Below are 25,795 nucleotides of genomic sequence, written 5' to 3' on the forward strand. Positions count from 1 at the left end.
GAGGGACGTTGTTGATCCCGCTAGCCGGGGCGTGGGGATGGGACGCGCGAAGCCCGTGGCGGGATCGCGAACAGGCCGTCGGCGCCGGTCCGTCTGCCGCTCCTCTTGCGGGATCGAAAACGGGCTCGCCGGGGAACTCGGAGGGACCTTTTCGATCCCGCTCCGCTGACGCCCCTGCCGCGGGATCGAAAACGGGCCCGGGGGACGCTGGGGAGGGGCGGTTTTGATCCAGCACGCGGGCGAGGGACGGACGGGGGCGGGGGCGAGGGACGGACGGGGGCGGGGGCGGGGACGGACGGGGGGGGGACGGACGGGGGGTCAGTCGGCGTCGGTGGAGGAGCCGAGGAGCTCTCGGACGCGGCTGGAGACGCGGTGGAACTCCTCCGTCTCCAGAACATCGGCGTAGCCGCGGCGGGCCGGGAGGTCGACGCGGTGCTCCTCCAGGATTCGCCCGGGTCGCGGCCCCATCACGATCACGCGACTGGCGAGGTAGACCGCCTCCGCGACCGAGTGGGTCACGAGCAGCACGGTCGTGCCGGTGGCGCTCCAGATCCGGTTGAGCTCGACGTTCATGCGCTCGCGCGTGAGGGCGTCGAGGGCACCGAACGGCTCGTCCATGAGCAGCACCCGCGGCTCGTGCAGCAGCGCGCGGCACAGCGACACCCGCTGCTGCATACCGCCGGAGAGCTCGTGCGGCAGCGACTTCTCGAAGCCGGTGAGCCCGGTCATCTCGATGAGCTCGTCGGCACGGGCCTGGGCCTTGCGCATGTCCATCCCGCGCATCTCGGCCTGCAGGAGGATGTTGCCGCGGACGCTGCGCCATTCCAGGAGCGCCGCCCGCTGGAACACGTAGCCGATATCCTGCCGCGGACCGCGGACCTCGTCGCCGCGCAGGCGGATGCTGCCGCGGCTCGGAGTGGTGAGTCCGGCGACGGCCTTCAGGAGCGTCGACTTGCCGCATCCCGAGGGCCCGGCGATGGAGAGGAACTCCCCCTCCTCCACGCGCAGGTCGACGCCCTCGAGAGCCGTGACCTGGCGCCGCTTGGAGGCGAAGGTGATCGCGAGATCAGAGACCTCGAGCGCCGGAGCGGTGCTCGTGGCCGCGAGTCCGCGTTCCTGCTGAACGTGAGTGTCCATGACGATCGGTCTCACTTCCCGGGGGTGAAGGCGTCGTCGAAGTAGGTGTCCACGTCGCCGTCGCCCGAGATGAGCCCGGCCTCGGACAGGACCTCCAGCGTGGACTCCCAGTCCTCGGTGGCGTTCGCGCCGGGAGCCTGGCCCTCGGTGGCGTCGGTGTGGAGCAGCTCGATGGTCTCCTCCCACTGGTGCAGCAGGACCTCCTGCGACGGCATCTGCGGGTCCTTGCCCTCCATCGCGGCCACCGCCGCCTCGGGGTCCTCCTGCGCGGCCTCGAAGGCCTCGGAGGTCGCCGCGACCAGCGCCTCGACGAGCTCCGGGTCGTTCTCGATGGTGTCGGTGGGCGCGATGAGGCCGTTGCTGAAGAAGTTCAGGCCGGCGTCGGAGTAGCGCAGGTACTCGACGTCCTTGCCGCTCTTGTCGGCGATGGTCGGGCCCTGGTCGTGCGCGAAGCCGATGAGCCCGTCGACCTTCCCAGACAGCATGGCGGCGATCTTGCCCGCGGCGTCGAGGTTCTGCTGGGTCACGTCGCCCTCCTCCAGGCCCACGGCCTCGAGGTACATCGGGAAGGTCGTGGTCGGGGCGTCTCCCGCGGAGACCGCGATGGTCTTGCCCTTGAGGTCTTCCGGGCTGGAGATGCCGGAGTCGGCGAAGACCTGGACGGCCGACGGCGTGGTCTGCAGGAAGACGCCGACGCTCTTGATGCCGACGCCCTTGTCGATGTTCGCGAGGACGGCCGGGGTGTCCGCCCAGCCGAAGTCGACCTGCCCCTGCCCGACGGCCTGCGCGGTCTTCGTCGAGCCCTGGCCGGCCTTGATCGTGAGGTCGATGCCGTGCTCCTCGAAGATGCCCTGATCGACGCCGTAGTAGAACGCGGCGTGCTCGCCGTACGGGTACCAGTTGAGCATGAGGGTGACCGGCGTGAGCTCGCCGCCGTCACCGTCGCCGGAGCTCGCCGGGGCCGTCGATCCTCCGCAGCCGGAGAGGGCGAGCACCGCGGCGGACGCGAGGGCGATCGAGCTGAGGATGGTGCCTGACTTCTTCATCAGTGCCTTCTTTCGTGGGGGCGAGGGGGGTCAGAGTCGGACGGTGGCCGCGGCGACGTCGCGCTTGGAGGCGTGCCACGGGATGAGGAAGCGCTCGGCGATCTGGATGATGCCGAAGAGGATGACGCCGAGCAGCGACATGATGATGAGCGCGGCGAAGAGCATGGCGGTGTCGAGGTTGCCGTTGGCCTGGAGGATCACGTAGCCGAGGCCCTCGTTCGCGCCGACGAACTCGCCGACGACGGCACCGGTGACCGCGAGCGTCGCGGCGACCTTGAGGCCGGAGAGGAGCTCGGGCAGCGCCGCGGGCAGCCGCACCTTGAGGAAGGTCTTGAAGCGGCTCGCTCCCATGGTCGACGCGAGCTGGAGGATCTCCGGGTCGACGGTGCGCAGACCCGCGAGGCCCGAGATGACGACGGGGAAGAACGCCATGAGCACGGCCACGAGGATCTTCGGCTCCGCCCCGAACCCGAGCCACACGACGAACAGCGGGGCGATCGCGATCTTCGGGATGACCTGCGCGAAGAGGATGACGGGATAGAGCGTCTGCTCCAGGCCCCGCGAGTAGACCATGAGCACGGCGACGAGGACGCCGACGACGACCGCGATGACGAATCCGATCACGGTCTCGTAAGTGGTGACCCAGGTGTTCTGCGCGAGGTAGGCGGCGTTGTCGGTGAAGGCGGCCCAGGTGTCGGCCGGCGACGGGATGATGAACGCCGGCACCCACCCGAGGCTCGTGGAGACCCACCAGAGCGCGAGCACCGCGAGCACGAAGACGAGCGGATGCCAGTGGCGGCTCCACCAGCGGACGATGCCCGGAGGCTCGGGACGATCGGCGGCCAGCGCCAGGGTCATGGTCGCGGAGGGGGCAGACGACATGGGGTCCTCGACATCTTCGTGAAGGATTCGGGAAAGCGCATTCCCGTTCGGTGTTGCGAGTCTATGCCGACGCTTCTGCCGTGTCAACGCATGGCCGTGTCCGCACCGTCGTCGCCCCCGCAGGAGGGGCGTCCGGGCCGGTCACCGCGTCCGGGCGAGAGCCGCGCCCGCGACCCGCAGCCAGCGTGCGGGATCGGTCAGGGCGGCGGTCGTCGACCCCGCCAGCGCGGTCAACGACACCGCCTCCGCGAAGAGGCTCGTGTCTGCGTCGTCCGCGATCCGACCCGCGGCGAGCAGAGGACGCGCCCCTGCCTCGGCGGCGAGCGCGGCGAGGAACGACGGCACCTTCCCGTCGCCCGACTGGCCGTCGTAGGACCCCTCGCCGGTGATCACGACCCCGGCACCACGGACGGCGCCAGCCAGATCGATGAGCGCGGCCACCTCAGCCGCCCCCGGAGCGAGGACCCCGCCCCAGCGAACGAGAGCGGCGCCCGTCCCCCCGGCGGCCCCCGTGCCCGGCAGCTCCGGGTCGACGGGCAAGAGGGCGGCGAGATGGGCGAGCGCGTCGTCGACGCGCGCGATGTCCTCCGGTGCCGTGAGCCCCTTCTGCGGGCCGAACACCGCTGCCGCGCCGCGCGGGCCGGTGAGCGGATTCGTGACATCGGTCAGCACGCGGACGTCGGGTGCCGCGCGCAGGGCCCCGAGATCCGCCGTGACGATGTCCGCCAGCCCGCGCGCGCCCCGCGCGACCGGATCGCCGCCCGCGTCCAGGAAGCGTGCCCCGAGGGCGGTGAGCATGCCCGTGCCCCCGTCGGTGGAGGCGCTGGAGCCGATGCCGAGGATCAGGCGTGAGACGCCGTGATCGAGCGCCGCGGCGATCGCCTGCCCGAAGCCGGTCGTGTCGGCGTCCCAGGGGCGCAGACCGTCGAGGAGCTCGATGCCCGAGGTCGAGGCGATGTCGACGACGCCGGTGCCGCCGGGGGCGTCGGTCGTGCTCGGCAGGAGCAGCCACGACGTCTCGACGGGAGCGCCCGCCGGACCGTCGACCGTGATGGGCATCCGTCGCGCGTCGGGCACCGCCGTGGCGAAGGCGGCGACGGTCCCCTCCCCGCCGTCGGCCATCGGACGGAGCACGATGTCCGCAGCCGGCCCGACCTCCCGCCAGCCGTCGGCGAGTGCCGCGGCAGCGTCCGCCGCCGTGATCGTGCCCTTGAAACTGTCCGGCGCGATGACGACCCGGGTCATGCCCGCAGCCCCGGGGTGCTCGCACGCACGACCACCTCGAGCGGGAGCGTCGGCTGCTGCCAGTCCTCGTCGACGATCGCGCGGAAGGCCTGGTAGCCGGCATCGCTCAGCGGCACGCAGACCGTGGTGAGGGCCGGGGTGACGTCGCGACTCGAGGGCACGTCGTCGAAGCCGCAGACCGCGATGTCGGCGCCGACCTCCCGGCCCGCTGCACGGATGGCCGCCATCGCGCCGATCGCCACGACGTCGCTGATGCCGAACACCACGGTGCCCTCGGGGACACCGGCGGCGAGGGCTTCGGTCATCGCCGTCGCCCCGGACTCCCGACGGAAGTCTCCGCGGACGGTCTGCGCGACCTCTCCGCCGCCTTCCGCGAATCCGGCGCGGAATCCCGCCAGCCGGTCGTCCGAGGTGCGCACGCCCTCCGCCGCCCCGACGAGTACCGCCGAGCGGTATCCGAGTTCCGCCATGCGACGCCCGAGCGCGGCGGCCCCGGCCCGGTTGTCGATCTCCACCCGGCGATCGCCGTCGCCGTCCGCGCCGAACGCGACGACGCGGCCGCCGAGCCGGGTGAACTCGGCGAGCTCGCGAGCGGTCTCGGCCTGCCCCTCCTCCTGCGTCCGCGAGGCGGCGAGGATGAGGCCCTGCGGACGCTGGCCGCGCAGGGCGCGGACGATGCGCGCCTCCCGCGCCGGGTCGCGCTCGGTGATGGCCACGGTCACGACGAGGCCCTGCTCATCGGCTCCGCGGGCGACGCCCGACGCGATGAGGCCGAAGTAGGGGTCGGCGATGTCGGCGACGAGGAGCGCGATCACCGGCGAGCGTCCGCGGGCGGTCGCCTGCGCGGAGACGTTGGCCGTGTAGCCGAGGGCCTCGGCGGCGGCCTCCACCCGTTCCCGGAAGGGCGCCGCGACCTTGCGTTCGGAGCCGTTGAGCACGCGGGACGCGGTCGCCAGCGACACACCGGCCTCGAGTGCGACGTCATGCAACGTGGGCGCCGGTCCCCGGGCGTGACGGGGGCGACGCGCGGCCGGCGGCTCTGCCGGTGTGGCGGACGGGGTCATGCTCCGAGCCTACCGACGGGAACGGAACCGCTTCGAGGGGCGCTCACGGCTGCCGCCCGAGAAACCCGAGGAGGGCGGCGGCTTCCCCGGCGAGGAGCTCCGGGGCGTCGTCGGGCACGAACTCCAGCAGGGCGTCGCGCGGCGGGTGCGCGGAGGCGGCGGCGTCCGCGAAGAACCGGGTCCACAGTGCGGACCGCGAGCGGAGCGGATGGCGCTCGGTGCGCGGCCACCAGGAGAAGACATGAGCGGCGGAGACATGGGGGCCGAGCCGGCGGAACTCCTCGAGCACCACGGGGACGGGTGCGCCGACCGTGGGCTGCCAGTACGTCGACAGCATCGGATGATCGACCTCGTGCAGCAGCTCGAGGGTGGCCGGGGCGGTGTCGGCGAGCGTGCCGCCGTGGAACTCCAGGGCGAGCCCGATGCCCCGGGCACCCGCTTCGACCGCCGCCGCGCGGAGGCGCGTCACGACGCGGGCACGCTCGGGCGCGGACACCTCCGCGGAGCCGTGCTCACCGGCCCACACCCGCACGCGGTCAGCACCCAGGGCCGTGGCGCTGTCGAGGACCGCGGTGAGCGACTCCTCCGGACCGGCGCGGAAGTACGACCCGTACGACGCGACGGCGAGTCCGGCATCCGTGGTCATCCGCGCGACCTCCGCCGCGCGGTCGACCTCTCCCGGCGGCACATGCACGTCTCCGCCCCACTCGATCACGTCGAGACCCGCGGCGGCCGCGAGCGCGACGATCCTCTCCGGCGGCAGGGCACGGAACGTCACCGAGCACAGTCCCGCACGGATCCCCGTCATCCCGTCATCCTCTCAGTCCTCCCGATCCCCCCGACTCCTTCCGGCCCGTTCCCTCCGCCGTCGTCGTGCATCCGGAACCACGGAGGACCGGGGAGTCCGGACTCACAGGTGGGGGGCGACCGCCGTCGCGAAGGCCTCGGCCGTGCGGCGGACCACACGGGCCGGGTCATCGGCCCAGACGTCGGCATGGAAGATCTCCACCTCGATGTCGCGGTCGTAACCGGTGTCCTGCACGGCCCGGGTGAGGGTTGCGAAGTCGATCACACCGTCCCCCGGATAGTGCCGGGAGAGGAGGGGATCTGCGGCGAGGGGGGTCTTCCAGTCGCACACCTGATACGTGGCGATGCGGCCCTCGCGTCCGGCCCTGGCGATCTGGTCGAGCACTTGCGGGTCCCACCAGATGTGGAACGTGTCGACGGCAGCGCCGACCACGGCAGGGTCGAAGTCCGCGGCGATGTCGAGCGCCTGGCCGAGGGTCGAGACCACCGCACGGTCCGAGGCGTACATCGGATGCAGCGGCTCGATCGCGAGGGTGACCCCGGCGGCTCGAGCGTCGTCCGCGAGGGCGCCGATGGCGTCGCGGACGCGCTCCCGCGCCCCGATGAGGTCGCGCGACCCCTCGGGCAGACCACCCGCGACGAGGACCAGCACCGCGGTCGAACCCTCCGCACCGGCCGCCGCGAGGGTGGCCGTCTCCTCGATCGCCCGCCGGTTGTCGTCGAGCGCGGCTTCGCGCTCCGGACCTGCCGGAAGCGTGAAGAAGCCCCCTCGGCAGTGCGTCGTGAAGCGCAGCCCGGAGTCGGTCAGCATGCGGGCGGCGGCATCGAGGCCCACCTCCTGCACGGGCTCCCGCCACAGACCGATGGCCTCGACCCCCGCCGCCGCCGTGACGCGCAGGGCCGTCGCGAGGTCCGCGTGCTTCACGGTGGCCTGGTTGATCGAGAGCCGCGGGTGCGGCACGGTCCCGACGGCGGCCGCCCGGGACTCGCGCTCCGCCGCCAGGCTCCGGGTGGCGGTCATGCGTCCACTCCGTTCAGCCGGAGGAGGCCGTGCCAGCGCTCCCGCGCGAGCTCCGGCCGCTCCAGGGCGAGCGCCCCGTTCGCCAGCTCGACGATGCGGCTGAGGTGCGGCAGGCTCCGCGCGGAGTGCAGCCCCCCGACCATCTGGAACGCCGGCTGATGACCGTTGAGCCAGGACAGGAAGGCGACCCCGGTCTTGTAGTAGAAGGTCGGCGCCGCGAACACCTGCCGGCTCAGCTCCTCGGTCGGCCCGAGGAGGGCGAAGTACCGCTCGGGGTCGTCCGCGTCGAGCGCCTGGATCGCGGCGGAGGCCACCGGGGCGAGAGCGGCGAACGCGCCGAGCAGTGCGTCCGAGTGCCCGCGCGACGCAGGCCCCTCGGGCGCGGGGGCGCCGGTCAGGCTGTCCCCGCCGATGAGGCCGACGTAGTGGAAGTCGTCGCCGGTGAACATGCGCACGCCCTCCGGCAGCCGCTCGCGGACCCAGACCTCGGACTCCGCGTCGAGCAGACTCATCTTCACGCCGGCGACCGCGGCGCGGTTCTCGCCGATGATGTCGAGCAGCACCTCGGCGGCCTCCTGCCACGCGGGACCGCCGCTCCCCCCGGAGGACGAGGGCGCGAAGTACCCCGCCAGCTCCGGATCGAACGCGGTGCCGAGCCAGTGCAGCACGACGGGGACCGATGCGCGGGAGAGCACCTCCCGGTACACGCGGCGGTAGTCGTCCGCGCTCTCCGCGGCCCTGGCCAGGTGCCGCGAGGCCATGAGCACCGGCCCCGCCCCCTGCTCCTCGGCGAAGTGCAGCTGCTCGAGATAGGCGGCGATCACCTGATCGAGCGGGATGCGCGCCTCCTCGATGTGGTCGGTGTTGACCCCGACCACGACTGAGCCGCCCTCCTCGCGGGCGACCTCCGCACTGCGGGCGATGAGCTCGCGCACCGCCGTCGCATCCAGACCCATGTTGCGCTGTGCGGTGTCCATCGCGTCGGCCACGCCGAGTCCCCACGAGTACACGTTGCGGCGGAACGCGAGCGTCGCGTCCCAGTCGATGTCGGCCGGCTGCCCCGGGGTGTTGTCCGCGTACGCCTTCGGGACGACGTGCGCGGCGGCATAGGCCACCCGACTGCGGAGCGGACCCTCCGGCCGCGTGACGGCGTCGGCCTCCCGGAGCTCCGTGTCGGCGGTGCGGCCGTCGGCGGCGAGCAGGCGGAGCGTGGTCATGCCCGGTCCAGGGTCAGCGGCTCGAGCACGATCTTGCGTCCCTCGGCACTGGACGCGAGTCCGGCCTCGGCGAACTGGACCCCGCGCGCGCCGGCGAGCAGATCGAACGGGTAGTCGGTGCCGAGGACGAACGAGGTGAGGTACTCCTCCCACTGCTGCCGGAAGCCGTTCTGGAACACGTCGTTCGTGGGCACCTGCTGCCAGTCGGCGTCGTAGTCGTGGCTGTCCTCCAGGTCGGGGTTCCACACGGGCTTCGGCGTGGCGTTGCGGGGCTGGATCTTCGCGCCGAACAGTCCGACGACGGCAGAGCCGTGCGTGCCGTCGACCTGGAACTCCACGAGCTCGTCGCGGTTCACCCGCACGGTCCACGAGGAGTTGATCTCGGCGATCGCCCCGCCGTCGAGCTCGAAGATGCCGTAGGCGGCGTCCTCGGCCGTGGCCGTGTAGTGCTCGCCCTTCTCGTCCCAGCGGTCGGCGATGTGCACGGCGGCCTGGGCGTAGACGCTCTTCACTTCGCCGAAGAGGTTCTCCAGCACGTAGTTCCAGTGCGGGAACATGTCGGTGATGATGCCGCCGCCGTCCTCCGTGCGGTAGTTCCAGCTCGGACGCTGCGCGGGCTGCCAGTCGCCCTCGAACACCCAGTAGCCGAACTCGCCGCGGACGGAGAGGATGCGGCCGAAGAAGCCGGAGTCGATGAGGCGCTTGAGCTTCTGCAGACCCGGGAGGTAGAGCTTGTCGTGGACGACGCCGGTCTTCACGCCGGCGTCGCGGGCGAGGCGGGCGAGCTCCAGTGCCTCGTCCAGCGACTCGGCGGTGGGCTTCTCGGTGTAGATCGCCTTGCCGGCGGCGATGGCCTTGCGGATCGCGGACGCCCGGGCCTTCGTGACGAGGAAGTCGGCGTAGATCTCCCATCGCGGGTCGGCGAGGGCGGCGTCGAGGTCGGTCGTCCAGTCCTCGATGCCGTGCTTCGCGGCCAGCTCCGCGAGCTTGGCCTCGCTGCGTCCGACGAGGATCGGCCGCACGGTCACGCGCGTGCCGTCCGGAAGCTCGATCCCGCCCTCGTCGCGGATCGCGAGGATCGACCGCACCAGGTGCTGCCGGTATCCCATGCGCCCGGAGACGCCGTTCATGATGATCCCGATCTCGCGGGTGGGGGCCTGTGCCATCTCGGTCCGTTCCTCTCGGTGGAAGCTGTCGGCGCTGACAGGGGAATCTTGGTAAGCGCTTTCCGAGATCATGGCATGAGACGCACGACCTCGCAACCGTCCCTAGCGCGGAGGGGCCGTGCTGGCGCGCACGTGCAGCGCCGGAGCCACCTCCACGCGCTCCGCGGGTCGCGCCGCCCCCTCGCGCAGGCGCTCGCGGATGAGCTCGACCGCACGGCGCCCGACGTGCTGCTTCGGCGGCCGCAGCGCGGTGAGCGGTGGGGACCCGTGCTCGGCGACCTCGTCGTCGTAGGCGATGAGCGAGAGGTCGTCGGGCAGCCGCCAGCCCGCGTCCTGCAGGTGCTGCTGGAGCAGGAGCGCCTGCGGGTCGGAGTGCACGAGCAGCGCCGTCGCCCCCGTCTCACGGATCTCGGCGAGCACCGCCGAGACCACCTCCGCCTGCACTGCCCCCTCCATCCGGTCCAGCGCCGCGTCGCGGTCCACCGTCACCGTGAGCCCAAGCTCGGCGACGGCTCGCGACCAGCCCTGCCGCAGCCCGGCGGAGGTCGGCGACTGCGGCGAGGTGAGGATCCCGACCCGCCGGTGTCCGAGCGCGGCGAGGTGCCCGGCGGCGAGCGCGCCTCCGAACGCGTGGTCGGTCGCCACGGTCTGCATCCGGGTGAGGGCGAGAGCCGGCGGGGTCCGGCGCTCCACGAGCACGACCGGCACCGGGAGCGTGTCCAGCCAGGAGAGCAGCGCATGGCCATCGGCGCCCTGCGTCTCGGGGGCCACGATGAGCCCGTGCACGGTTCCGGATTCCAGGAGCGCCGCGATCTGGCGGCGTTGGTCCTGCGCGGCGTAGCTGGCCCCGCGGAGCACGAGCTGCACCCCCGCCTCCATCCCAGCGCTCCGGGCGCCGACGACCACCTGCGGCCAGTAGTAGCTCAGCGACGGCACCACCATCCCGATGCGGAACTGCGGCCCGGGGAGGGCGGCCCGCGCGACGGTCGTGTCCAGCGCGCTCCGCAGCACCGCACCCCCGTGCACCCTGGTCAGCAGCCCGCGGTCCGCCAGCATCGTGATGTCGCGGCGGATGGTGAGCTCCGCCACCCCGAAGTCGCGGGCGAGATCGGCCACGCGCACCGCCCCCGTGCGGCGCAGCTCGTCCAGGATCCGTTCCCGGCGGGAGAGGCCGAAACGCGGGGTCGGGCGCTCCTCGGTCATGCCGCCCTCCCCTGCAGCTCCCAGCGCTCCGGACGGTCGAGCGGTGCGAAGAGGACGCGCGAGACCACCGGCCCCCACGAACGCTCCAGGAGCGCATCGTCCACGGCCCTGCTCTCGACGACGACGTCCGCCGGATCGTGGGCGATGCGCAGACCCCGCTTCCCCTCCGGACCCGGGAGGAGGACGACGTCACCGTGCACCTCGGGCGTCCCCGCGCACACGAGCACGAGGCGGGTGGCCGGGTCGGCGAGCGCCGGACTCTCGTCGCGCACGGTCACCGCACCGCCGCGCAGCAGCACCGTCCGCAGCCACGGATCGCCGCCCGGGAACGCCGCACCGAGGTCGAGGGTCCAGCCGTCGCTCCGCGCCTGCACCGCGGCCCGCCAGGCGCCGCCCGGCTGTTGCTCGCGCCCGCGGACCAGCGGCGTGGAGTGCCAGCCGCTGGTGACGTGCCACAAGCGGTAGCGGGCATCCGAGAAGGTCGCCGCGGTGTACGTCGCCCGACCGACGTCGATCACGACCGGGACGCCGTCGACCGCGATCGCGACCGCGCCGAGGTCGTTGTGGTTGTGGTTCTCGTCGTTGCGACCGCCCTTGACGACGACCGCGAGCCCCCGCGGATGCCCGCTCCGCTCACGGCGCAGACCCACGCCGAGGGAGGCGAACTCGACGCGCCCGGGCAGGGGCGCAGGCCCGGGATGCGCCGCCTGCCAGTCGGCGTCGAACAGCTCGGCCAGCGTCCGGCCGAGACCGGCGACGACATCGGCCTCGTCTCCGACGACGCGCCCCGGACGGCGGTGCCGCGCGGCGAACGCGGCCGTCGCCTCCAGACCGCACAGGACGGCGGCCCGGTGGAGCACGGACCACGGGAGGGCCTCCCCCGTGCGCGCCTCCGCATCCGAGAAGCTCGCCACCCACCCCTCCCCGAGCTGCACGCGCTCCGGGAAGAGGGCGAGCTCCCGCAGCCCGGCGAGGCGTCCGTCCCGGATCGCAGCGGCCACTGCTCCGTCGGTGAGCGCGTCGAGGAGGCCGAGCGCATCGAACGCCCTCCCCGCTCCCTGCCACCAGTAGGCGAAGCCCTCGTCGATGCCGCCGTCGGCGGGAAGCTGGGCGAGATAGCGATCGAGGCCGTCGATGCTGAGGGCGAGCACCCGCGCACGCAGCGGTTCGTCCGCGAAGGCGAGCGCCGCCGGCAGCAGGTTGCCGTGGATCCACGGCGCCCAGTTGTGCACGCGTTCCTCCGACCCCTCCCACGCCCACTCGCGGCGGTCGACGAACGGGCGCAGCACCCGGCGGACCGTCTCGTCCCGTACCCGTGCGACCAGACCGGGCGCGTGCGCGTCGAGAGCGTCGCCGAGCACCAGCACGGCCCACCCCGCCAGCGCCGCCGCCTCCCCCGCGCCGAGGTCGAGGACGGGGCGCTCGATGTCGGGGGCGCGCCGCCCGCGGGCGAACGCGTCGTCGTGAGCGGGCCAGCACCAGGTCGACTGCTCGACCAGGAGCCACAGTCCGTCCGCCACCTCGTCCAGCCGCTCGGCCGCCGGGTCGACGGCAGCGGCCAGGACGGCGCGACGGAGCCGGAGGTCGCGACGGAACACCGCCCCCTCCCAGCCGGCTCGGTCACCGGTGCGGGCGTAGGCGGCCCACTGCGAGAGGAGCGGTTGCGCCCAGGCGGTGCCGCGCTCGCCGTCCGCCGCCGCCAGGATGGTCGCGCGGAGTTCGGGTGCCACGGACGTCCATGTCCCGCGGTCGGTGCTCGGCGGCACGACGGGCCGAGCGACGGCGCCGTGCTCTCGCCACAGATCGCTCAGGGTGCCGCGGGGGATCAGCATCCGGTTCTCGCCTTCATTGTTCGAGTCTGTTCGATCAGCAGGGTTTCGGTTCGATCACGTTGCCTGCACTCGAACGCACAGTCTTCACTGGAACCGCGCGCTTCGGCAAGCGCATACCCGAGACCCGCGGAGACCCATGACCCCTCGACCAGTCGTCCTCGCCGCTCTCTCGACGGAGGCGTGGGACCTCGTGTTCGACGATGCGCGGCGCGCCCGCCTGCAGACCCTCACCGCGCCCGGCGATCCGGTGCACACCCCCGCTCTCGACGCCCCGACGCTGGACGACCGCCTCGCCGCCGTGGAGGTCCTGGTGACGGGGTGGGGCGCTCCGGTCCTGGACGCACCTCTGCTCGATCGGCTCCCCCGGCTGCGCGCGGTGTTCCACGCGGCGGGAAGCGTGCGCGGCCTCGTGTCCGAGGCGTTCTGGGAGCGCGACATCCTGCTCACCTCGGCCGCCGAGGCCAACGCGGCCCCGGTCGCGGAGTACACGCTCGCGATGATCCTGCTCGCCGGCAAGCGCGCCCTCCTCCCGCTCCGTGCGGACGACGCGCAGCACGACCTGCGCGTCGGGCCTCGCGTCGGCGGGCGCATCGGCAACCTCGACCGCACGGTCGGCATCGTCGGGTTCTCCCGCATCGGCCGCCGCGTCGTCGACCTGCTGCGGCCCTTCCCCGGCCTTGAGGTGCTCGTCGCCGACCCGTACGCGGATCCCGAGGAGGTGGCCGCGGCCGGTGCCCGGCTCGTCCCGCTCGACGCCCTGCTCCCCGCCGTCGATCTGCTCTCCCTGCACGCACCCGCCCTGCCCGCGACGCGGGGGATGATCGGCCGCGCGCAGCTCGCGGCCCTGCGCGACGGCGCCACGGTGCTCAACACCGCGCGGGGCGCCCTCCTCGATCACGAGGCGCTTCTCGCGGAGTGCGCCGCCGGTCGCCTCGACGCGATCCTCGACGTCACGGACCCGGAGCCGCTTCCGCCCGACCACCCGCTGCTGCACCTGCCGAACGTCGCGGTCACCCCGCACCTCGCCGGCTCCCTCGGCACCGAGGCGCACCGGCTGGCCGACGCCGCCCTCGACGAGCTGGAGGCGTGGGTGACCGGCCTTCCGCCGCGGCACCCCGTGCACCGCGCCGACCTCGCGCACAGCGCATGACCCTCCTCGCGCTGCCTCTGGACGACCGCGCGCTCTCCCCGTACACGGGATGGACGCGTGCGCACCTGATGACGGTGGCCGATGCGATCCTCGACGGGGCCGCCCGACATGCGAGCCCGGCGGGTGCGGGCATCCGCTACCCCGGCGCCCCCGGTGGCTTCGGCTCCGCGGTCGATGCGCTCGAGGGATTCAGCCGCACGTTCCTGTTGGCCGCGTTCCGCATCGCCGGCGACCCGCTCGGCACGGAGTCGCTGGCCGACCGGTACGCCCGGGGCCTCGCTGCCGGTGTCGACCCCGACGGTGCCGAACGGTGGCCGCGCCCTGATGAGGTCGACCAGGCGAAGGTCGAGGCGGCGGCGCTCGCGGTGGGCCTGCACCTCACGCGCGACACGGTGTGGGCGCGCCTCGACGACACGGCACGGACCCACACCGTGGACTACCTCGCGAAATTCGTCGGCGGCAGCTACCCGCCGAACAACTGGGCGTGGTTCCGGGTGCTCGTCGAGCAGTTCCTGGAGAGCGTCGGTGGGCCGTACTCAGCCGCGGATCGCGCGACCGACCTCGCACTCCTCGACGGCTTCGAACGCGCGGGCGGCTGGAGCGCGGACGGTGCCGCCCGGTCGTTCGACCACTACGCCGGCTGGGCGCTGTCCTTCTATCCGCTGCTCTGGGCGGACATGGTCGGCGAGGAGCCGAGGCACACGGACCGGGTCGCCCGGTACCGCCGCCGGCTCGACGCGTTCCTCGACGACGCGCTGCACCTCGTCGGCGCCGACGGCGGACCGCTCCTTCAGGGGCGCAGCCTCACCTACCGCTTCGCCACGGCGGCCGCGGCCGGGGTGGCCGCGTTCAGCGGCACGTCCCGGCACCATCCCGGCCTGCTGCGCCGCGCGGTGAGCGGGCAGGTGCGGCACTTCGCCGACCGGGGCGCGCCGGACGCGACCGGAGTTCTCCCTCTCGGCTGGCACGGACCCTGGCGCCCGCTCGCCCAGGACTACTCCGGCCCCGGCTCCCCGTACTGGGCGGCGAAGGGCCTTCTGCCCCTCGCGCTTCCCGCCGCGCATCCGTTCTGGACCGCCGTCGAGCAGCCCCTGCCGATCGATCGGGGTCCGTTCGCCCGCGTCCTCCTCGCCCCGGGATGGCTGGCGACGGGCACCGCGGACGGCATGGTGCGGGTGGTCAACCACGGCACCGACCACCGCACGCCCGGCGCCTTCAAGCCGGATGCGCCGCTGTACGCGAAACTCGGCTACTCCACCGCGACCGCCCCGGTTCTCGCCGGCCCCGGGGCACGCGACCCGCTCGACGGCACGGTCGCCGTGGTGCGCGGGGGCCGAGCGAGCCACCGCTCGGGCTTCCTGACGGGAATGCTGAGGGAGACGGACGGCACGGCGTTCGGCGGCTCCTCCGGCCCCGCGCACTGGCACGGCAGCATCCGCGCGAGGTTCGACGTCGGCGGGGGCGGCACGGCCACCGAGACCACGGTCGGCCCCGTGGTCGATGTGGTGTCGGTGGTGCGCGGACCGTGGGAGGTGCGGCTCGTGCGGGTCCGGCCGGGCGCGGGGACGGAGGGGGCGATCCACGACGGCGACGTCCTCCGCATCGGTGGGTGGGCACTATCCGCCCCCACCGTCGTCGAGACCGGCCCCGCGGCCGTCGCCGCCCTCACCCCCGGCGGGGAGACGCAGAGCCGGGTGGTCGGCCTCCACGGCCTCGACGACGCGACCGCAGGCGTCCGGCGGGAGCGGGACGTGACGCCGCTCGGCCCGGAGACCGCCACCCCGTGGCTCTCCGCGGCGGTGCGACCCGCCGCCTGGATCGCGGCGGGCGTGCTGCTCGGGAGTTCGCCCGGGGCTCCCCGGCTCGATCTGCGGCAGGACGATGTGACGGTGTCGTGGCCGGACGGCGCCGCGACGACCCTTCACCCCGAGGAGTTCCTGCCCCGCGGTTGAGCGTCGTCAGCGGCGTGCCGTGCTCGCCCGTTCCACGAGCCGGGTCGGCACCACCACGGGTACTGCGGGATCCGTCGCGGTCCCGTCGCCCTCCACAGCCGCGATGAGCGCCGTGACCGCTTGCTGCGCGAGCGCCGGGAAGTCCTGCCGGACGGTCGTGAGCGGCGGGAGGAAGTTCGCCGCCTCGGGGATGTCGTCGAAGCCGACCACGCTGACGTCCGCGGGGACCGTGCGCCCGGACTCCGCCACCGCCCGCAGCAGCCCGAGCGCCATCTGGTCGTTGGCGCAGAATACCGCCGTCGCCGGTCCCAGGGCCGGTGCCGCGGCGAAGCCCGACTCCGCGCTCCAGTCCCCGCGCGCGACCGCCGGGGGCGTGCGTCCGGCCGCCGCCAGGGCGTCGCGCCACCCACGCTCGCGCTCCACGGCCGCGAACGACTCCTCCGGCCCTGCGAGGTGGTGGACGGTCTCGTGCCCGAGAGCCAGCAGGTGCTGCGTCGCGGCGCGCGCTCCCGCGAAGTGATCGCTGTGGACGACCGTCGCTCCGGCACCGGCCCGCGCGTCTACGACGACGAGGTGCAGGCCGGGCGGCAGGGTCGCGGCGGGGACGAGCGCGGACGCCTCGTTCAGCACGAGGGCGCCGTCGACGCCCTGGTCCACGAGCCGGGCGAACGCGGCATCCAGTCCGTCCGCGGCCGTGACGACGGTGAGCGCGTATCCACGGACCGCCGCGGCTTCGGCCGTGGCCTGCAACATGCGCGAGTTGCCGACCGTGGCGAGGGTGGTCACGACGAGGCCGATGGTGTGGCTGCGGCCGGTGCGCAGGGCCCGCGCGGCCCGGTGCGGCCGGTATCCCAGTTCTGACATCGCGGCCTCGACCCGCGCCCGGGTGTCCGGATCGACGCGCGGGCTGCCGTTGACGACGCGGGACACGGTCTGCCCGGAGACGCCAGCGCGCGCCGCCACGGTCGCCATGGAGACGCGAGCGGCGGTCGCCATCGGGCGCTTCTCGACCACGGATCCTCCGTTCACAACTCAGTGATGTTGACGTTAGCACGGCGCCCCACCTAGCATGTTGACGTGAACACGCCCGAATCTCCTGAGATCCGCACCGAGCTTCTCGGCGCCGGCGTCGTCAAACGCGCGACGACCCTCGCCGACGGCCGTGACCTCATCTACTACGACGATCCGGACACCACTCTGGGTGCCGAGCGGTCGGTCGACGCCCGGACCCTGGCACCTCGACCGGACACCGCGACCATGCGGCTCGACGTGCTCACGGGCGATTGGATCACCGTCGCCGCCAACCGCCAGAACCGCGTCATGATGCCGGGAGCCGACGCCGACCCGCTCGCGCCGCAGACGCCGGGGAATCCTTCCGAGGTGCCGTCCCGGTACGACGTGGCCGTGTTCGAGAACCGCTCCCCCGCGTTCGGCCCCGCCCTTGCCGAGCCCGTCGGCACCGCCCCCGGGGCGACGAACCCCCCGCGCGGCCTCGACGACCTCGCGGCCCTCGGACTCGGGCGCACCCGTAGCGCCGTCGGCCGCTGCGAAGTCGTGTGCTTCAGCCCCGAGCACTCCGGCTCCTTCGGGACGCAGACCGAGACCCGCGCCCGCACCGTGATCGAGGCCTGGGCCGACCGCACCGCCGCCCTGTCCGCCCTCCCCGGCATCCAGCAGGTCTTCCCGTTCGAGAACCGGGGCGAGGCGATCGGCGTCACGCTCCCCCACCCGCACGGCCAGATCTACGCGTACCCCTACGTGACCCCACGCACCGCCCGGGTGCTGGACGCGGTCGACCGCACCGCGCCCGACCTCTTCGCCCGCATCCTCGCCGAGGAGCAGGCGTCCGAGCGGGTGGTGTTCCGCGGCGAGCACTGGACGGCGTTCGTGCCCTTCGCGGCGCGGTGGCCGCTCGAGGTGCACCTCATGCCGCATCGGCACGTGCCGGACCTCGCCGAGACCACAACGGAGGAGCGCGACGAGCTCGCCCCGCTCTACCTCCGCCTCCTCCGCGGTGTCGACGCGCTCTACGACAGCCCGACGCCGTACATCGCCGCCTGGCACCAGGCCCCCGTCCACATCGGCCGCGACACCGTGCGCCTGCACCTGCAGCTCACGAGCCCGCGCCGCGCCGCCGACAAGCTCAAGTTCCTCGCGGGTTCCGAGGCCGCGATGTGGGCGTGGGCCGCCGAGGTCGCGCCCGAGCAGGGCGCCGCCCGACTCCGCGAAGCCCTCGCCCGCACCGATCAGGAAGCCTCCGCATGACCTCCGCACACGACGCCGCCGCCGAGCTCTTCGCCGCTCTCGCCGGGCGCACCCCGGGCGGCGTCTGGTCGGCGCCGGGACGGGTGAACCTCATCGGCGAGCACACCGACTACAACGACGGCTTCGTGCTCCCGTTCGCCATCCCCCAGCGGACGGTCGCCGCGGTCGGTCGTCGCGCCGACGGTCGGCTCCGCGTCGCCTCGACCTTCGCCGACGAGCCGGTGGAGGTCGCCCTCGACGAGCTGGACCTCCTTTTCCCCACCCCGCCCGGGACGGAGCCCGCGGTGCCGGAGTGGGCCGCCTACCCGCTGGGCGTCGCCTGGGCGCTGCGTGCGGCCGCCGACCTGACCGCGGTCTCCGGCCTGGACATCGCGATCGCCTCCGACGTCCCGGTCGGCGCCGGGCTCTCGTCGTCCGCCGCGATCGAGGGCGCGACGGCCGCGGCACTGAACGAGCTCTGGGGCACCGATCTCGACGCCGTGGCCCTCGCCCGCGTCGGGCGGACGGCGGAGAACGAGGCCGTGGGCGCCCCCACCGGGATCATGGACCAGATGGCCTCGATGCTCGGGGAGCCCGACGCCGCGATCTTCCTCGACTGCCGCTCCCTCGCCGCCGAGGTCGTGCCGCTGGGCATGGCCGATGCCGGACTCGCGGTGCTCGTGATGGACACCCGTGTCACGCACGCGCACTCCACCGGCGGCTACCGGGAACGCCGCGCCGCCTGCGAACGCGGAGCCGCGATCCTCGGAGTGTCCGCGCTGCGCGACGTCGCCGTGGCCGACCTCGCCCGCGCCGAGAGTTTGATGGACGACGTGACCTTCCGCCGCGTGCGCCACATCGTCACGGAGAACCAGCGCGTGCAGGACACCGTGGCGACGCTGCGCACCGCGGGCGCACGCGGCATCGGCGACCTCCTCGTCGCGTCCCACGCGTCGATGCGCGACGACTTCGAGATCTCCACGCCCGAGCTCGACGCCGCCGTGGAGACCGCCCTCACGGCGGGCGCGGGGGGTGCACGCATGACCGGCGGCGGGTTCGGGGGTGCCGCGATCGCCCTCGTCGACCGCGACGCCGTGCCCCACCTCGCCGATGCGGTGCGGGGGCGGTTCGCCGCGGAGGGCTTCGTCGCCCCGCACCTGTTCGAGGTCAGCCCGTCCGCAGGTCCGCGCCGCGACGCCTGACACAATGAAGGGTCGAGCCGCCACCGCCGCGGCAGGAGAGGAACGCATGTCCTGGATCGTCACCGGCGGCGCCGGCTACATCGGTGCCCACGTCGTCCGCGCCCTCGCGGAGGCCGGCCTCTCCCCCGTCGTGCTGGACGACCTGTCCAGCGGCGTGGCCTCGTTCGTACCGGAGGGCGTGCCGTTCGTGCGGGGCAGCATCCTCGACCGCGCCCTCGTCGAGGAGACGCTGCGCACGCACGAGGCGGAGGGCGTGATCCACGTCGCGGGCTACAAGTACGCCGGAGTCTCGGTCCAGCGCCCGCTGCACACCTATGCCCAGAACGTGGAGGGGACGCGGATCATCCTCGAGGCGATGGCGGCGGCGGGTGTCGCGAACATCGTCTTCTCGTCTTCGGCGGCCGTGTTCGGCACCCCGGACGTCTCCCTCGTCGTCGAGGACACCGCCAAGCGGCCCGCGAGCCCCTACGGCGAGTCGAAGCTCATCGGAGAATGGCTGCTCCGCGATCAGGCGATCGCCACCGCCGACTCCGACCGCCCGCTGCGCCACACCTCGCTGCGGTACTTCAACGTCGTGGGCTCGGCCGACCCGACGGTCTACGACGTCAGCCCCCACAACCTCTTCCCCATCGTCTTCGAGGCGCTGATCGAGGGCCGCACTCCCAAGATCTTCGGCGACGACTACGACACCCCTGATGGCACGAACGTCCGCGACTACGTGCACGTGGGTGACATCGCCGCCGCCCACGTCGCCGCAGCGCAGCGCCTGGCCTCGGGCGCTCCGATCGAGCCCGCGTACAACCTCGGCTCCGGCGACGGCCTCAGCGTGAAGCAGATCATGGATGCGGTCGCCCGTGTCACCGGCATCGACTTCACCCCGGAGGTCGGCCCTCGTCGCCCCGGCGACCCGGATCGGATCGTGGCGACCGGCGAGCTCGCGGCGCGCGACCTCGATTGGACCATGCGCTACACGGTCGACGAGATGGTGCGCACGGGCTGGGAGGCCCGCCGCGCCGCCGGCTGACCTCACACGTCGCGGGTGCGGAGCGGGTAGAGCCAGAAGCACAGCCATCCGACGGCGGTGAACGCCAGCGGGATGACCGCCAGCATGAGCCGGATGCCGCCGTCGACGGCCTCCGGCTGCGCGTCGCCGAGCTCGGCATCGAAGCCGGTCGCGGTCAGCACGGCCGCGGCGACGATCGCCTGGAGAACCACGGAGCCGCGGACGACGAAGCCGTTCACACCGAAGTAGGCGCCCTCGCGGCGGTGGCCCGTGCGATGCGCGTCGTCGTCGATGATCTGGGCGAGCACGACCTCGAGGAGCTGCAGCAGCCCGCCGACGCCGACCCCGACCGCGATCCCGACGAGAGCCGCCGCCCCCACGGAGGTCGGGATGAGGTACCCGAGCACCGCGACCCCGAACACCCCGACGCTCCAGAGCAGGGCCGTGCGCGGGGAGGTGCGCCGGACCACCGCGCTCCACAGCACGATCGACGGGATCGCCGTGAGGAAGATGGCGCCGAGCAGGAGGCTCCCCTCGCCCTCGGCCGCCCCCAGCGAGTAACGGACGTAGAAGGGGACGGCGGCGAGGATCACGGCGATCGAGGTCTGCACGCAGAGCGAGCCCAGCACGTACGGCACGAAGGCGCGGTTACGGAACGTGTAGACGAGCTGATCCCGCCAGCGCATCGCCTCGGAGGCGGCCTCCGGCACCCGGCGCTCGATCATCCCGCCGAGGAACGACCAGGCGAGCAGCACGAGACAGACACCGGACAGCACGAGCGCCATCCCCGGCCAGCCGATCGCGTCATAGAGCGCGGGGGCTCCGGCCGTGCCGAGCACCATGCCGAGGATCGCGAAGATCTGCCGCGGCACGTTCCCGCGGGCGCGCTCCTCCGTGGTGCGGAAGATCTCCGGGAACAGCGCGGAGATGTTCAGCACCACCACGACGAAGGCGATGTCGTAGACCGCGACGACCACGAGGAACCACACGATGAGCCCGGCCGCCGGGAGCGCGGGCGGCATCCAGACGAGGGCGAAGGCGATGACGAGCGGCACGATGCCGAGCCCGATCCACGGGATGCGGCGGCCCCACGGCGTGCGGATCCGGTCGGAGAGCGCCCCGACGACCGGGTTGAGCGCCGCGTTGAGGATGCCGTGCGCGATCATCGCCGCCGCCACCCACCCCGCGGGGACGGCGAGGTGCGAGACGTAGAAGTACACGACGAACGCCGAGAACGTCTGCGTCATCAGCTGCGTCGGGAACCCCGAGGCCCCGAAGGCGATGGTCTGGGAGCGGGTGGGAGCGGCGTCGAGACGGCGGTCGCGCAGCCGTTCGCCGAGCGTCGTCATCGGGCGTCTCCCCGCTGTAGTTCCCGCATCGCGCGCCAGCCGACGCGGACCAGGCCCTCCTCGGCGATGGTCTGCTGCACGAGAGGGTCGTCGAGCAGCCGCAGCTCGTAGCCGCGCTTGGCCGCCGCGAAGTCCACCGCCGCGCGCAGCTCCTCGCCGTCGGCCATCGGGTGCAGGTAGATCTCGGTGACCCCGGGCGGGACGGCGCGCAGCACCGCGAGGAAGCCGTCTCGGACCTGCTCGTACGACTCCTCGTCGGCGGTGCCCTCTCCGCGCAGTTCGAACGGGTGCGTCCACAGCCGGTCGACGATCTCGACGCCGAACGCATCGGCCACCGCCGCGGCCTCGGTGAGCTTCGCCTGCAGCATCGGATCGGCGTCCGCCCCTTCCATCTCGCGGGGCAGGCGGAAGGGGAGGCCATGCCGGGCGGCGAGCTCGAAGACGGCGCGCAGGAAGTCCCGGCCGGTCAGCAGCCCGTAGACGGATCCCATGTGGTTGTCGAGGTGGGTCACGTCGACGCCGGCATCGAGCGCGGTCTGCAGCTGGGCGGCGATCTCGGCCGCGACGTCCGCTTCGGAGGCGTGTTGCTCCACCGTCGCGACGTCGGCGGGGAAGTACCCGTCGGCGTCGACCAGGGTCGAGGCCCCGGTGAGCGGACGCCATCGGTACCGGCGCCACTCGCTCGTGAGCACGAGGTGCACGCCCACGTCGAGGTCCGGGTGGGCAGCGGCGAAGGCGAGCGCTTCCGGGGACCACGCGCAGGGCACCATCACCGTCGCCGAGTCGATCCGGCCGCGCACGAGGAGTCCGGAGATCGCGGCGTTCGCGGCATGGCACATCCCGAAGTCGTCGGCGTTGAGGATGACCGCCCTGGCTCCGGACGGCAGTCCGAGTCGGTCGGCGAGGGCGGAGGAGGCGGTCATGGCGTGTCCTGTCGGGCGGGCGGTCAGCGGCCGGCGGCGGCTGCGCGGGCGGGGGTGAGGATCCGGGTGAAGACGTCGGCACGGAGCGCGGAGGCCGCCTCGCCCACGGCTCCGACGAGCGGCGCCTCCGGCCCGAACGCCGAGGCGAGGAAGCGGAGCGGCAGCTGCGCGGAGAACTCGTCCGCGACGCGCTCGATCGCGTCCAGGAGCGCCGGGTGCACCGCCTCCCCGCCGAGGATGAAGGCCTCGGGATCGAGCACGAGGGCGACGCTGCCCGCCGCGAGGAAGAGCCGGCGTCCGATCTCGGCGACGAGCGCCTGCGCCGCCTCGTCGCCGCGCTGTGCCGCCTCCAGGTGGGCGAGGAACGGCGCGTCGACATCCAGCCCCAGGCCGAGGGCGAGGTCGCGCACCACCGTGGCCCCCGCGACGGGGGCGCCGATGGGCACCGGGGTCTGCGGGAGGTACATCACCTCGCCCGCCACTCCGGAGAACCCGCGATGCAGCGTCCCGTCGATCACGATCCCGGCCCCGAGGTCGTCGTCGAGCAGCAGGAGCGCGAAGCTCGAGAGGTCGATGCCGACGCCGCTGGTCGACTCGGCGAGCGCGGCGAGGTTGACGTCGTTCTCGACGCGGACCGGGCAGTCGAGGGCGGCCGCGAGAGCCACGCGGAAGGCGCCGCCGTCCGGCCCCTGGTCGTCGCGGATCGCACCGTCGGCAGCCACGATCCCGGGCACTCCGACGACGGCGAGGTGGAGCGCGCCCTTCACGGATCGGCGGCAGGCCGTGACGAGCGCGGCGATGTGCGCGACGCGGTCTGCGCCCGTGGGGAAGGCGCCGTGCCGCTCGGCTCTGACGGTGCCGGTCGCGTCGACGAGGACGACGTGGGCGGCGTGATGGTCCACGTGCACGGCGGCCGCGAAGCCGAGGTCCGGGTGCAGCGCGACACGGCCGGCCGCCGGCCCGCGGGTGTCGCGGTCCACCCCGGCCGCGGTGACGGCTCCTGCCGCGTCGAGCATCCGCAGCACCTGGGTCACGGCCGTGCGGGAGAGGCCGGTCGCCGCCATGAGCTCGGCCCGGGTCTGCGGTCCGCTCCGGGCGAGGCGCTCGAGGATCGCGCGGCCGTTGAGTGTACGGAGCAGGGTCTGCGGTCCTGCGAGGGGTCGTGACATGCGGCGGAACCTCTGGGGGGTCGATTCTCGTGCGGAGTCGGTGCCCGCCAGCCTGCCACATCGCGTCGCACCCGTCGACCCGTCTTCTCCGGCCGGGTCGCCAGCACCGGGTCACCGAGTACCGGGAGGGGACGGAAGGACGTCGGCGGGCGCGCATAGGGTGGAGGGATGACGCCCCTGGTGATCCGAGACGCCGTCGCCGACGATGCCGAGGCCGTGGCCGGAGTGCACGTGCGCTCGTGGCAGGCGGCCTACGAGGGCCTCATCGACCAGGAGGTGCTGGACGGGTTGTCCGTCTCGGAGCGGGCCGACGGGTGGCGCCGCATCTTCGCCGACCCGCTGCCCACGAGCCTCGGGACCCTGGTGGCCGAGCGCGACGGCACCGTCGTCGGCTGGGTGTCGTTCGGCTCCGGCCGCGACCCCGACGGCCTGGACGACGCCGAGCTGTACGGCATCTACGCCGACCCGACCGCGTGGTCGACGGGGGCGGGGCACGCCCTCCTCGACGCCGCCGAGCAGCGCATGATCGACGCCGGCCACACCCGCGCCTACCTCTGGGTGCTCGACGGCAACGACCGCGCCGACGGCTTCTATGCCCGGCACGGGTGGGAGCTCGACGGGGCCACGAAGATCGATCAGCGCCCGCAGTTCACGCTCCGCGAGCACCGCCGCGTCAAGCACCTCGCCTCGCGCTGAAGCGGTCCCGCCGTCAGTCGAGCGCGCTCATCACGTGCTTGATGCGGGTGTAGTCGTCGAAGCCGTACTGCGACAGGTCCTTCCCGTATCCGGAGTGCTTGAAACCGCCGTGCGGCATGTCCGACACGAACGGGATGTGGGTGTTGATCCAGACGCACCCGAAGTCGAGATCCCGGGAGAAGCGCATGGCGCGGGCATGATCGTGGGTCCACACCGACGCGGCGAGCGCGTACGGCACGTCGTTCGCCATCGCGAGCGCCTCCTCCTCGGTGTCGAAGGCCTGGACGGTGAGCACGGGACCGAAGATCTCCCCCTGCACGACCTCGTCGTCCTGCTGCACGCCGGTCACGACGGTCGCCTCCCAGAAGTAGCCCCGGTCACCCTGCCGCGCCCCGCCGGTCGCGACCGTCGCATGCCCGGGAAGCCGGTCGACGAAGCCCTGCACCTGCGCGAGCTGGGCCGCGCTGCTCAGCGGTCCGTACAGTACGCCCTCTTCGTCCGGCGCCCCGGTCCGCGCGTGCGTGCGGGTCCGCTCCACCAGTGCCGCGACGAGCTCGTCGTGCACCGACGCGTGCACGAGCACCCGGGTCGCCGCGGTGCAGTCCTGCCCCGCGTTGAAGAAGGCCCCCGTGACGATGCCCTCGACCGCCTTCTCGATCGACGCGTCGGGGAAGACGATCGCGGGCGCCTTGCCGCCGAGCTCCAGGTGCACGCGTTTGACGTCGTCGGCCGCCGAGCGGGCCACGGCCATGCCCGCGCGCACCGAGCCGGTGATGGCCACCATCTGCGGCGTCGGATGCTCGACGAGGGCCGCTCCGGTCTCACGGTCGCCGAGCACGATGTTGAGGGTGCCGGCGGGGGTGTGGCGCGCGACGATCTCCGCGAGCAGCAGAGTGGTGAGCGGCGTGGACTCCGCCGGCTTCAGCACGACCGTGTTCCCGGCGGCGAGCGCGGGAGCGATCTTCCACACCGCCATGTTCAGGGGGTAGTTCCACGGCGTCACCTGCCCGATCACGCCGATCGGCTCCCGGCGCACGAAGGAGGTGTGCCCGGGGAGGTACTCCGCGGCGGCTCGACCTTCGAGGCTCCGCGCGGCGCCGGCGAAGAACCGCAGCTGGTCCACGGACTGCAGGATCTCGTCGGCGACGAGCGTCGCCCGCGGCTTGCCGGTGTCCTTCGACTCGAGGTCGGCGAACTCCTCGGCCCGCGCGGCCATCTCCTCGGCGATGCGGAACAGCGCGAGCTGGCGCGCAGACGGCGGGGTGTCCCGCCAGATCGGGAACGCCGCCGCGGCCGCGGCATACGCGGCATCCACGTCGGTGCGGTCGGAGATCGGGATCTCGCCGTAGGCTTCCTCCGTCACCGGATCGATGAGCGGCAGGCGCCCGCTCCCCGCTGCGGTGACGGCGCGACCGCCGATGAAGTTCTGCAGGGGCACGGTCATCGTCGACGGTGAGGACATAGCGCCATGGTAGCCATCGGAACGC

At 73.3% G+C, this 25,795-nt stretch carries 22 protein-coding genes; 6 read left to right on the forward strand and 16 right to left on the reverse strand.

Features of this window, described 5'->3' with window-relative positions:
• Positions 1–318: 318 nt before the first annotated feature.
• From KZC57_RS07845 to KZC57_RS07895, 11 genes are all read right to left on the reverse strand, one after another.
• Positions 319–1,137, reverse strand: a complete 819-nt coding sequence (locus tag KZC57_RS07845) for an ABC transporter ATP-binding protein (RefSeq protein ID WP_144882036.1) — start codon at positions 1,135–1,137, stop codon at positions 319–321.
• Between the two features lie 11 nt (positions 1,138–1,148).
• A complete protein-coding gene (locus tag KZC57_RS07850; RefSeq protein WP_217584554.1) occupies positions 1,149–2,183 on the reverse strand; it encodes an ABC transporter substrate-binding protein in 1,035 nt (344 codons plus the stop codon).
• 30 nt (positions 2,184–2,213) lie between these two features.
• Positions 2,214–3,065, reverse strand: a complete 852-nt coding sequence (locus KZC57_RS07855) for an ABC transporter permease (RefSeq protein WP_025105461.1) — start codon at positions 3,063–3,065, stop codon at positions 2,214–2,216.
• Positions 3,066–3,206: 141 nt separating this feature from the next.
• A complete protein-coding gene (locus KZC57_RS07860; protein ID WP_217584555.1) occupies positions 3,207–4,310 on the reverse strand; it encodes a glycerate kinase in 1,104 nt (367 codons plus the stop codon).
• Positions 4,307–5,374: a LacI family DNA-binding transcriptional regulator gene (locus KZC57_RS07865; protein WP_217584556.1), complete on the reverse strand. Its 1,068-nt coding sequence runs from the start codon at positions 5,372–5,374 to the stop codon at positions 4,307–4,309. The genes KZC57_RS07860 and KZC57_RS07865 overlap by 4 nt, the downstream gene beginning before the upstream one ends.
• Before the next feature lie 43 nt (positions 5,375–5,417).
• Entirely contained in the window at positions 5,418–6,182 is a 765-nt protein-coding gene (locus tag KZC57_RS07870; protein WP_060922879.1) for a sugar phosphate isomerase/epimerase, read from the reverse strand.
• 102 nt (positions 6,183–6,284) lie between these two features.
• Positions 6,285–7,202, reverse strand: coding sequence for a sugar phosphate isomerase/epimerase (locus KZC57_RS07875; RefSeq protein ID WP_247641421.1), 918 nt, complete (start codon positions 7,200–7,202; stop codon positions 6,285–6,287).
• Complete coding sequence (locus KZC57_RS07880; protein ID WP_247641422.1) at positions 7,199–8,419, reverse strand: DUF993 family protein; 1,221 nt, start codon at positions 8,417–8,419, stop codon at positions 7,199–7,201. Before KZC57_RS07880 ends, KZC57_RS07875 begins: the two co-directional genes overlap by 4 nt.
• Positions 8,416–9,585 (reverse strand): Gfo/Idh/MocA family protein, encoded by a 1,170-nt coding sequence (locus tag KZC57_RS07885; protein WP_085605948.1) that lies wholly within the window; start codon positions 9,583–9,585, stop codon positions 8,416–8,418. Before KZC57_RS07885 ends, KZC57_RS07880 begins: the two co-directional genes overlap by 4 nt.
• 102 nt (positions 9,586–9,687) lie before the next feature.
• Positions 9,688–10,788 (reverse strand): substrate-binding domain-containing protein, encoded by a 1,101-nt coding sequence (locus tag KZC57_RS07890; protein WP_060922876.1) that lies wholly within the window; start codon positions 10,786–10,788, stop codon positions 9,688–9,690.
• A complete protein-coding gene (locus KZC57_RS07895) occupies positions 10,785–12,620 on the reverse strand; it encodes a heparinase II/III family protein (protein ID WP_247641423.1) in 1,836 nt (611 codons plus the stop codon). Before KZC57_RS07895 ends, KZC57_RS07890 begins: the two co-directional genes overlap by 4 nt.
• Positions 12,621–12,756: 136 nt before the next feature.
• Here KZC57_RS07895 and KZC57_RS07900 point away from each other — a divergent pair, with 136 nt between their 5' ends.
• Together KZC57_RS07900 and KZC57_RS07905 are read left to right on the forward strand one after the other, a co-directional pair.
• Positions 12,757–13,770, forward strand: coding sequence for a hydroxyacid dehydrogenase (locus KZC57_RS07900; protein ID WP_247641424.1), 1,014 nt, complete (start codon positions 12,757–12,759; stop codon positions 13,768–13,770).
• On the forward strand, positions 13,767–15,722 hold the full coding sequence (locus KZC57_RS07905; protein WP_247641425.1) for a DUF2264 domain-containing protein: 1,956 nt from the start codon (positions 13,767–13,769) through the stop codon (positions 15,720–15,722). Before KZC57_RS07900 ends, KZC57_RS07905 begins: the two co-directional genes overlap by 4 nt.
• A 6-nt stretch (positions 15,723–15,728) precedes the next feature.
• Here the strand turns inward: KZC57_RS07905 and KZC57_RS07910 are convergent, their stop codons facing one another.
• Complete coding sequence (locus tag KZC57_RS07910) at positions 15,729–16,718, reverse strand: LacI family DNA-binding transcriptional regulator (protein ID WP_247641426.1); 990 nt, start codon at positions 16,716–16,718, stop codon at positions 15,729–15,731.
• A gap of 81 nt (positions 16,719–16,799) precedes the next feature.
• On the opposite strand from KZC57_RS07910, the gene galT reads away from it, so the two are divergent.
• Genes galT through galE form a run of 3 tightly spaced genes read left to right on the forward strand, consistent with a single transcriptional unit; the run spans position 16,800 to position 20,192 of the window.
• Entirely contained in the window at positions 16,800–17,987 is a 1,188-nt protein-coding gene (galT, locus tag KZC57_RS07915) for a galactose-1-phosphate uridylyltransferase (protein ID WP_247641427.1), read from the forward strand.
• A complete protein-coding gene (gene galK, locus KZC57_RS07920; RefSeq protein WP_247641428.1) occupies positions 17,984–19,168 on the forward strand; it encodes a galactokinase in 1,185 nt (394 codons plus the stop codon). The genes galT and galK overlap by 4 nt, the downstream gene beginning before the upstream one ends.
• Positions 19,169–19,214: 46 nt before the next feature.
• A complete protein-coding gene (galE, locus tag KZC57_RS07925; RefSeq protein ID WP_247641429.1) occupies positions 19,215–20,192 on the forward strand; it encodes a UDP-glucose 4-epimerase GalE in 978 nt (325 codons plus the stop codon).
• A gap of 2 nt (positions 20,193–20,194) precedes the next feature.
• Here galE and KZC57_RS07930 read toward each other — a convergent pair whose 3' ends face one another.
• From KZC57_RS07930 to KZC57_RS07940, 3 genes are read right to left on the reverse strand one after another with little or no spacing between them, the layout of a single operon-like run.
• Positions 20,195–21,520 (reverse strand): MFS transporter, encoded by a 1,326-nt coding sequence (locus KZC57_RS07930; RefSeq protein ID WP_247641430.1) that lies wholly within the window; start codon positions 21,518–21,520, stop codon positions 20,195–20,197.
• Positions 21,517–22,443, reverse strand: a complete 927-nt coding sequence (locus KZC57_RS07935) for a polysaccharide deacetylase family protein (protein WP_247641431.1) — start codon at positions 22,441–22,443, stop codon at positions 21,517–21,519. Before KZC57_RS07935 ends, KZC57_RS07930 begins: the two co-directional genes overlap by 4 nt.
• A gap of 23 nt (positions 22,444–22,466) precedes the next feature.
• A complete protein-coding gene (locus tag KZC57_RS07940; RefSeq protein WP_247641432.1) occupies positions 22,467–23,612 on the reverse strand; it encodes an ROK family protein in 1,146 nt (381 codons plus the stop codon).
• Between the two features lie 168 nt (positions 23,613–23,780).
• Between KZC57_RS07940 and KZC57_RS07945 the strand changes: the two genes are divergently transcribed.
• The gene (locus tag KZC57_RS07945) at positions 23,781–24,308 is read left to right on the forward strand and encodes a GNAT family N-acetyltransferase (RefSeq protein WP_247641433.1); all 528 of its coding nucleotides are present in this window, start codon (positions 23,781–23,783) and stop codon (positions 24,306–24,308) included.
• A gap of 13 nt (positions 24,309–24,321) precedes the next feature.
• Here the strand turns inward: KZC57_RS07945 and KZC57_RS07950 are convergent, their stop codons facing one another.
• Positions 24,322–25,770 (reverse strand): gamma-aminobutyraldehyde dehydrogenase, encoded by a 1,449-nt coding sequence (locus KZC57_RS07950; protein ID WP_247641434.1) that lies wholly within the window; start codon positions 25,768–25,770, stop codon positions 24,322–24,324.
• Positions 25,771–25,795 lie beyond the last annotated feature (25 nt).

Source organism: Microbacterium sp. KSW4-4 (assembly GCF_023091185.1).
In the GTDB taxonomy this organism is placed as follows: Bacteria; Actinomycetota; Actinomycetes; order Actinomycetales; family Microbacteriaceae; genus Microbacterium; species Microbacterium paraoxydans.

Bases quoted from the DNA above. Each gene is read 5' to 3' on its own strand.
- KZC57_RS07870 (WP_060922879.1), bottom strand. From the start codon at position 6,182: ATGACGGGGATCCGTGCGGGACTGTGCTCGGTGACGTTCCGTGCCCTG.
- KZC57_RS07865 (WP_217584556.1), bottom strand. From the start codon at position 5,374: ATGACCCCGTCCGCCACACCGGCAGAGCCGCCGGCCGCGCGTCGCCCC.
- galK (WP_247641428.1), top strand. From the start codon at position 17,984: ATGACCTCCGCACACGACGCCGCCGCCGAGCTCTTCGCCGCTCTCGCC.
- KZC57_RS07930 (WP_247641430.1), bottom strand. From the start codon at position 21,520: ATGACGACGCTCGGCGAACGGCTGCGCGACCGCCGTCTCGACGCCGCT.
- KZC57_RS07910 (WP_247641426.1), bottom strand. From the start codon at position 16,718: ATGGCGACCGCCGCTCGCGTCTCCATGGCGACCGTGGCGGCGCGCGCT.
- KZC57_RS07890 (WP_060922876.1), bottom strand. From the start codon at position 10,788: ATGACCGAGGAGCGCCCGACCCCGCGTTTCGGCCTCTCCCGCCGGGAA.
- KZC57_RS07875 (WP_247641421.1), bottom strand. From the start codon at position 7,202: ATGACCGCCACCCGGAGCCTGGCGGCGGAGCGCGAGTCCCGGGCGGCC.
- KZC57_RS07880 (WP_247641422.1), bottom strand. From the start codon at position 8,419: ATGACCACGCTCCGCCTGCTCGCCGCCGACGGCCGCACCGCCGACACG.
- KZC57_RS07940 (WP_247641432.1), bottom strand. From the start codon at position 23,612: ATGTCACGACCCCTCGCAGGACCGCAGACCCTGCTCCGTACACTCAAC.
- KZC57_RS07900 (WP_247641424.1), top strand. From the start codon at position 12,757: ATGACCCCTCGACCAGTCGTCCTCGCCGCTCTCTCGACGGAGGCGTGG.
- KZC57_RS07885 (WP_085605948.1), bottom strand. From the start codon at position 9,585: ATGGCACAGGCCCCCACCCGCGAGATCGGGATCATCATGAACGGCGTC.
- KZC57_RS07895 (WP_247641423.1), bottom strand. From the start codon at position 12,620: ATGCTGATCCCCCGCGGCACCCTGAGCGATCTGTGGCGAGAGCACGGC.
- KZC57_RS07850 (WP_217584554.1), bottom strand. From the start codon at position 2,183: ATGAAGAAGTCAGGCACCATCCTCAGCTCGATCGCCCTCGCGTCCGCC.
- KZC57_RS07860 (WP_217584555.1), bottom strand. From the start codon at position 4,310: ATGACCCGGGTCGTCATCGCGCCGGACAGTTTCAAGGGCACGATCACG.
- KZC57_RS07855 (WP_025105461.1), bottom strand. From the start codon at position 3,065: ATGTCGTCTGCCCCCTCCGCGACCATGACCCTGGCGCTGGCCGCCGAT.
- KZC57_RS07950 (WP_247641434.1), bottom strand. From the start codon at position 25,770: ATGTCCTCACCGTCGACGATGACCGTGCCCCTGCAGAACTTCATCGGC.
- KZC57_RS07905 (WP_247641425.1), top strand. From the start codon at position 13,767: ATGACCCTCCTCGCGCTGCCTCTGGACGACCGCGCGCTCTCCCCGTAC.
- KZC57_RS07845 (WP_144882036.1), bottom strand. From the start codon at position 1,137: ATGGACACTCACGTTCAGCAGGAACGCGGACTCGCGGCCACGAGCACC.
- KZC57_RS07935 (WP_247641431.1), bottom strand. From the start codon at position 22,443: ATGACCGCCTCCTCCGCCCTCGCCGACCGACTCGGACTGCCGTCCGGA.
- KZC57_RS07945 (WP_247641433.1), top strand. From the start codon at position 23,781: ATGACGCCCCTGGTGATCCGAGACGCCGTCGCCGACGATGCCGAGGCC.
- galE (WP_247641429.1), top strand. From the start codon at position 19,215: ATGTCCTGGATCGTCACCGGCGGCGCCGGCTACATCGGTGCCCACGTC.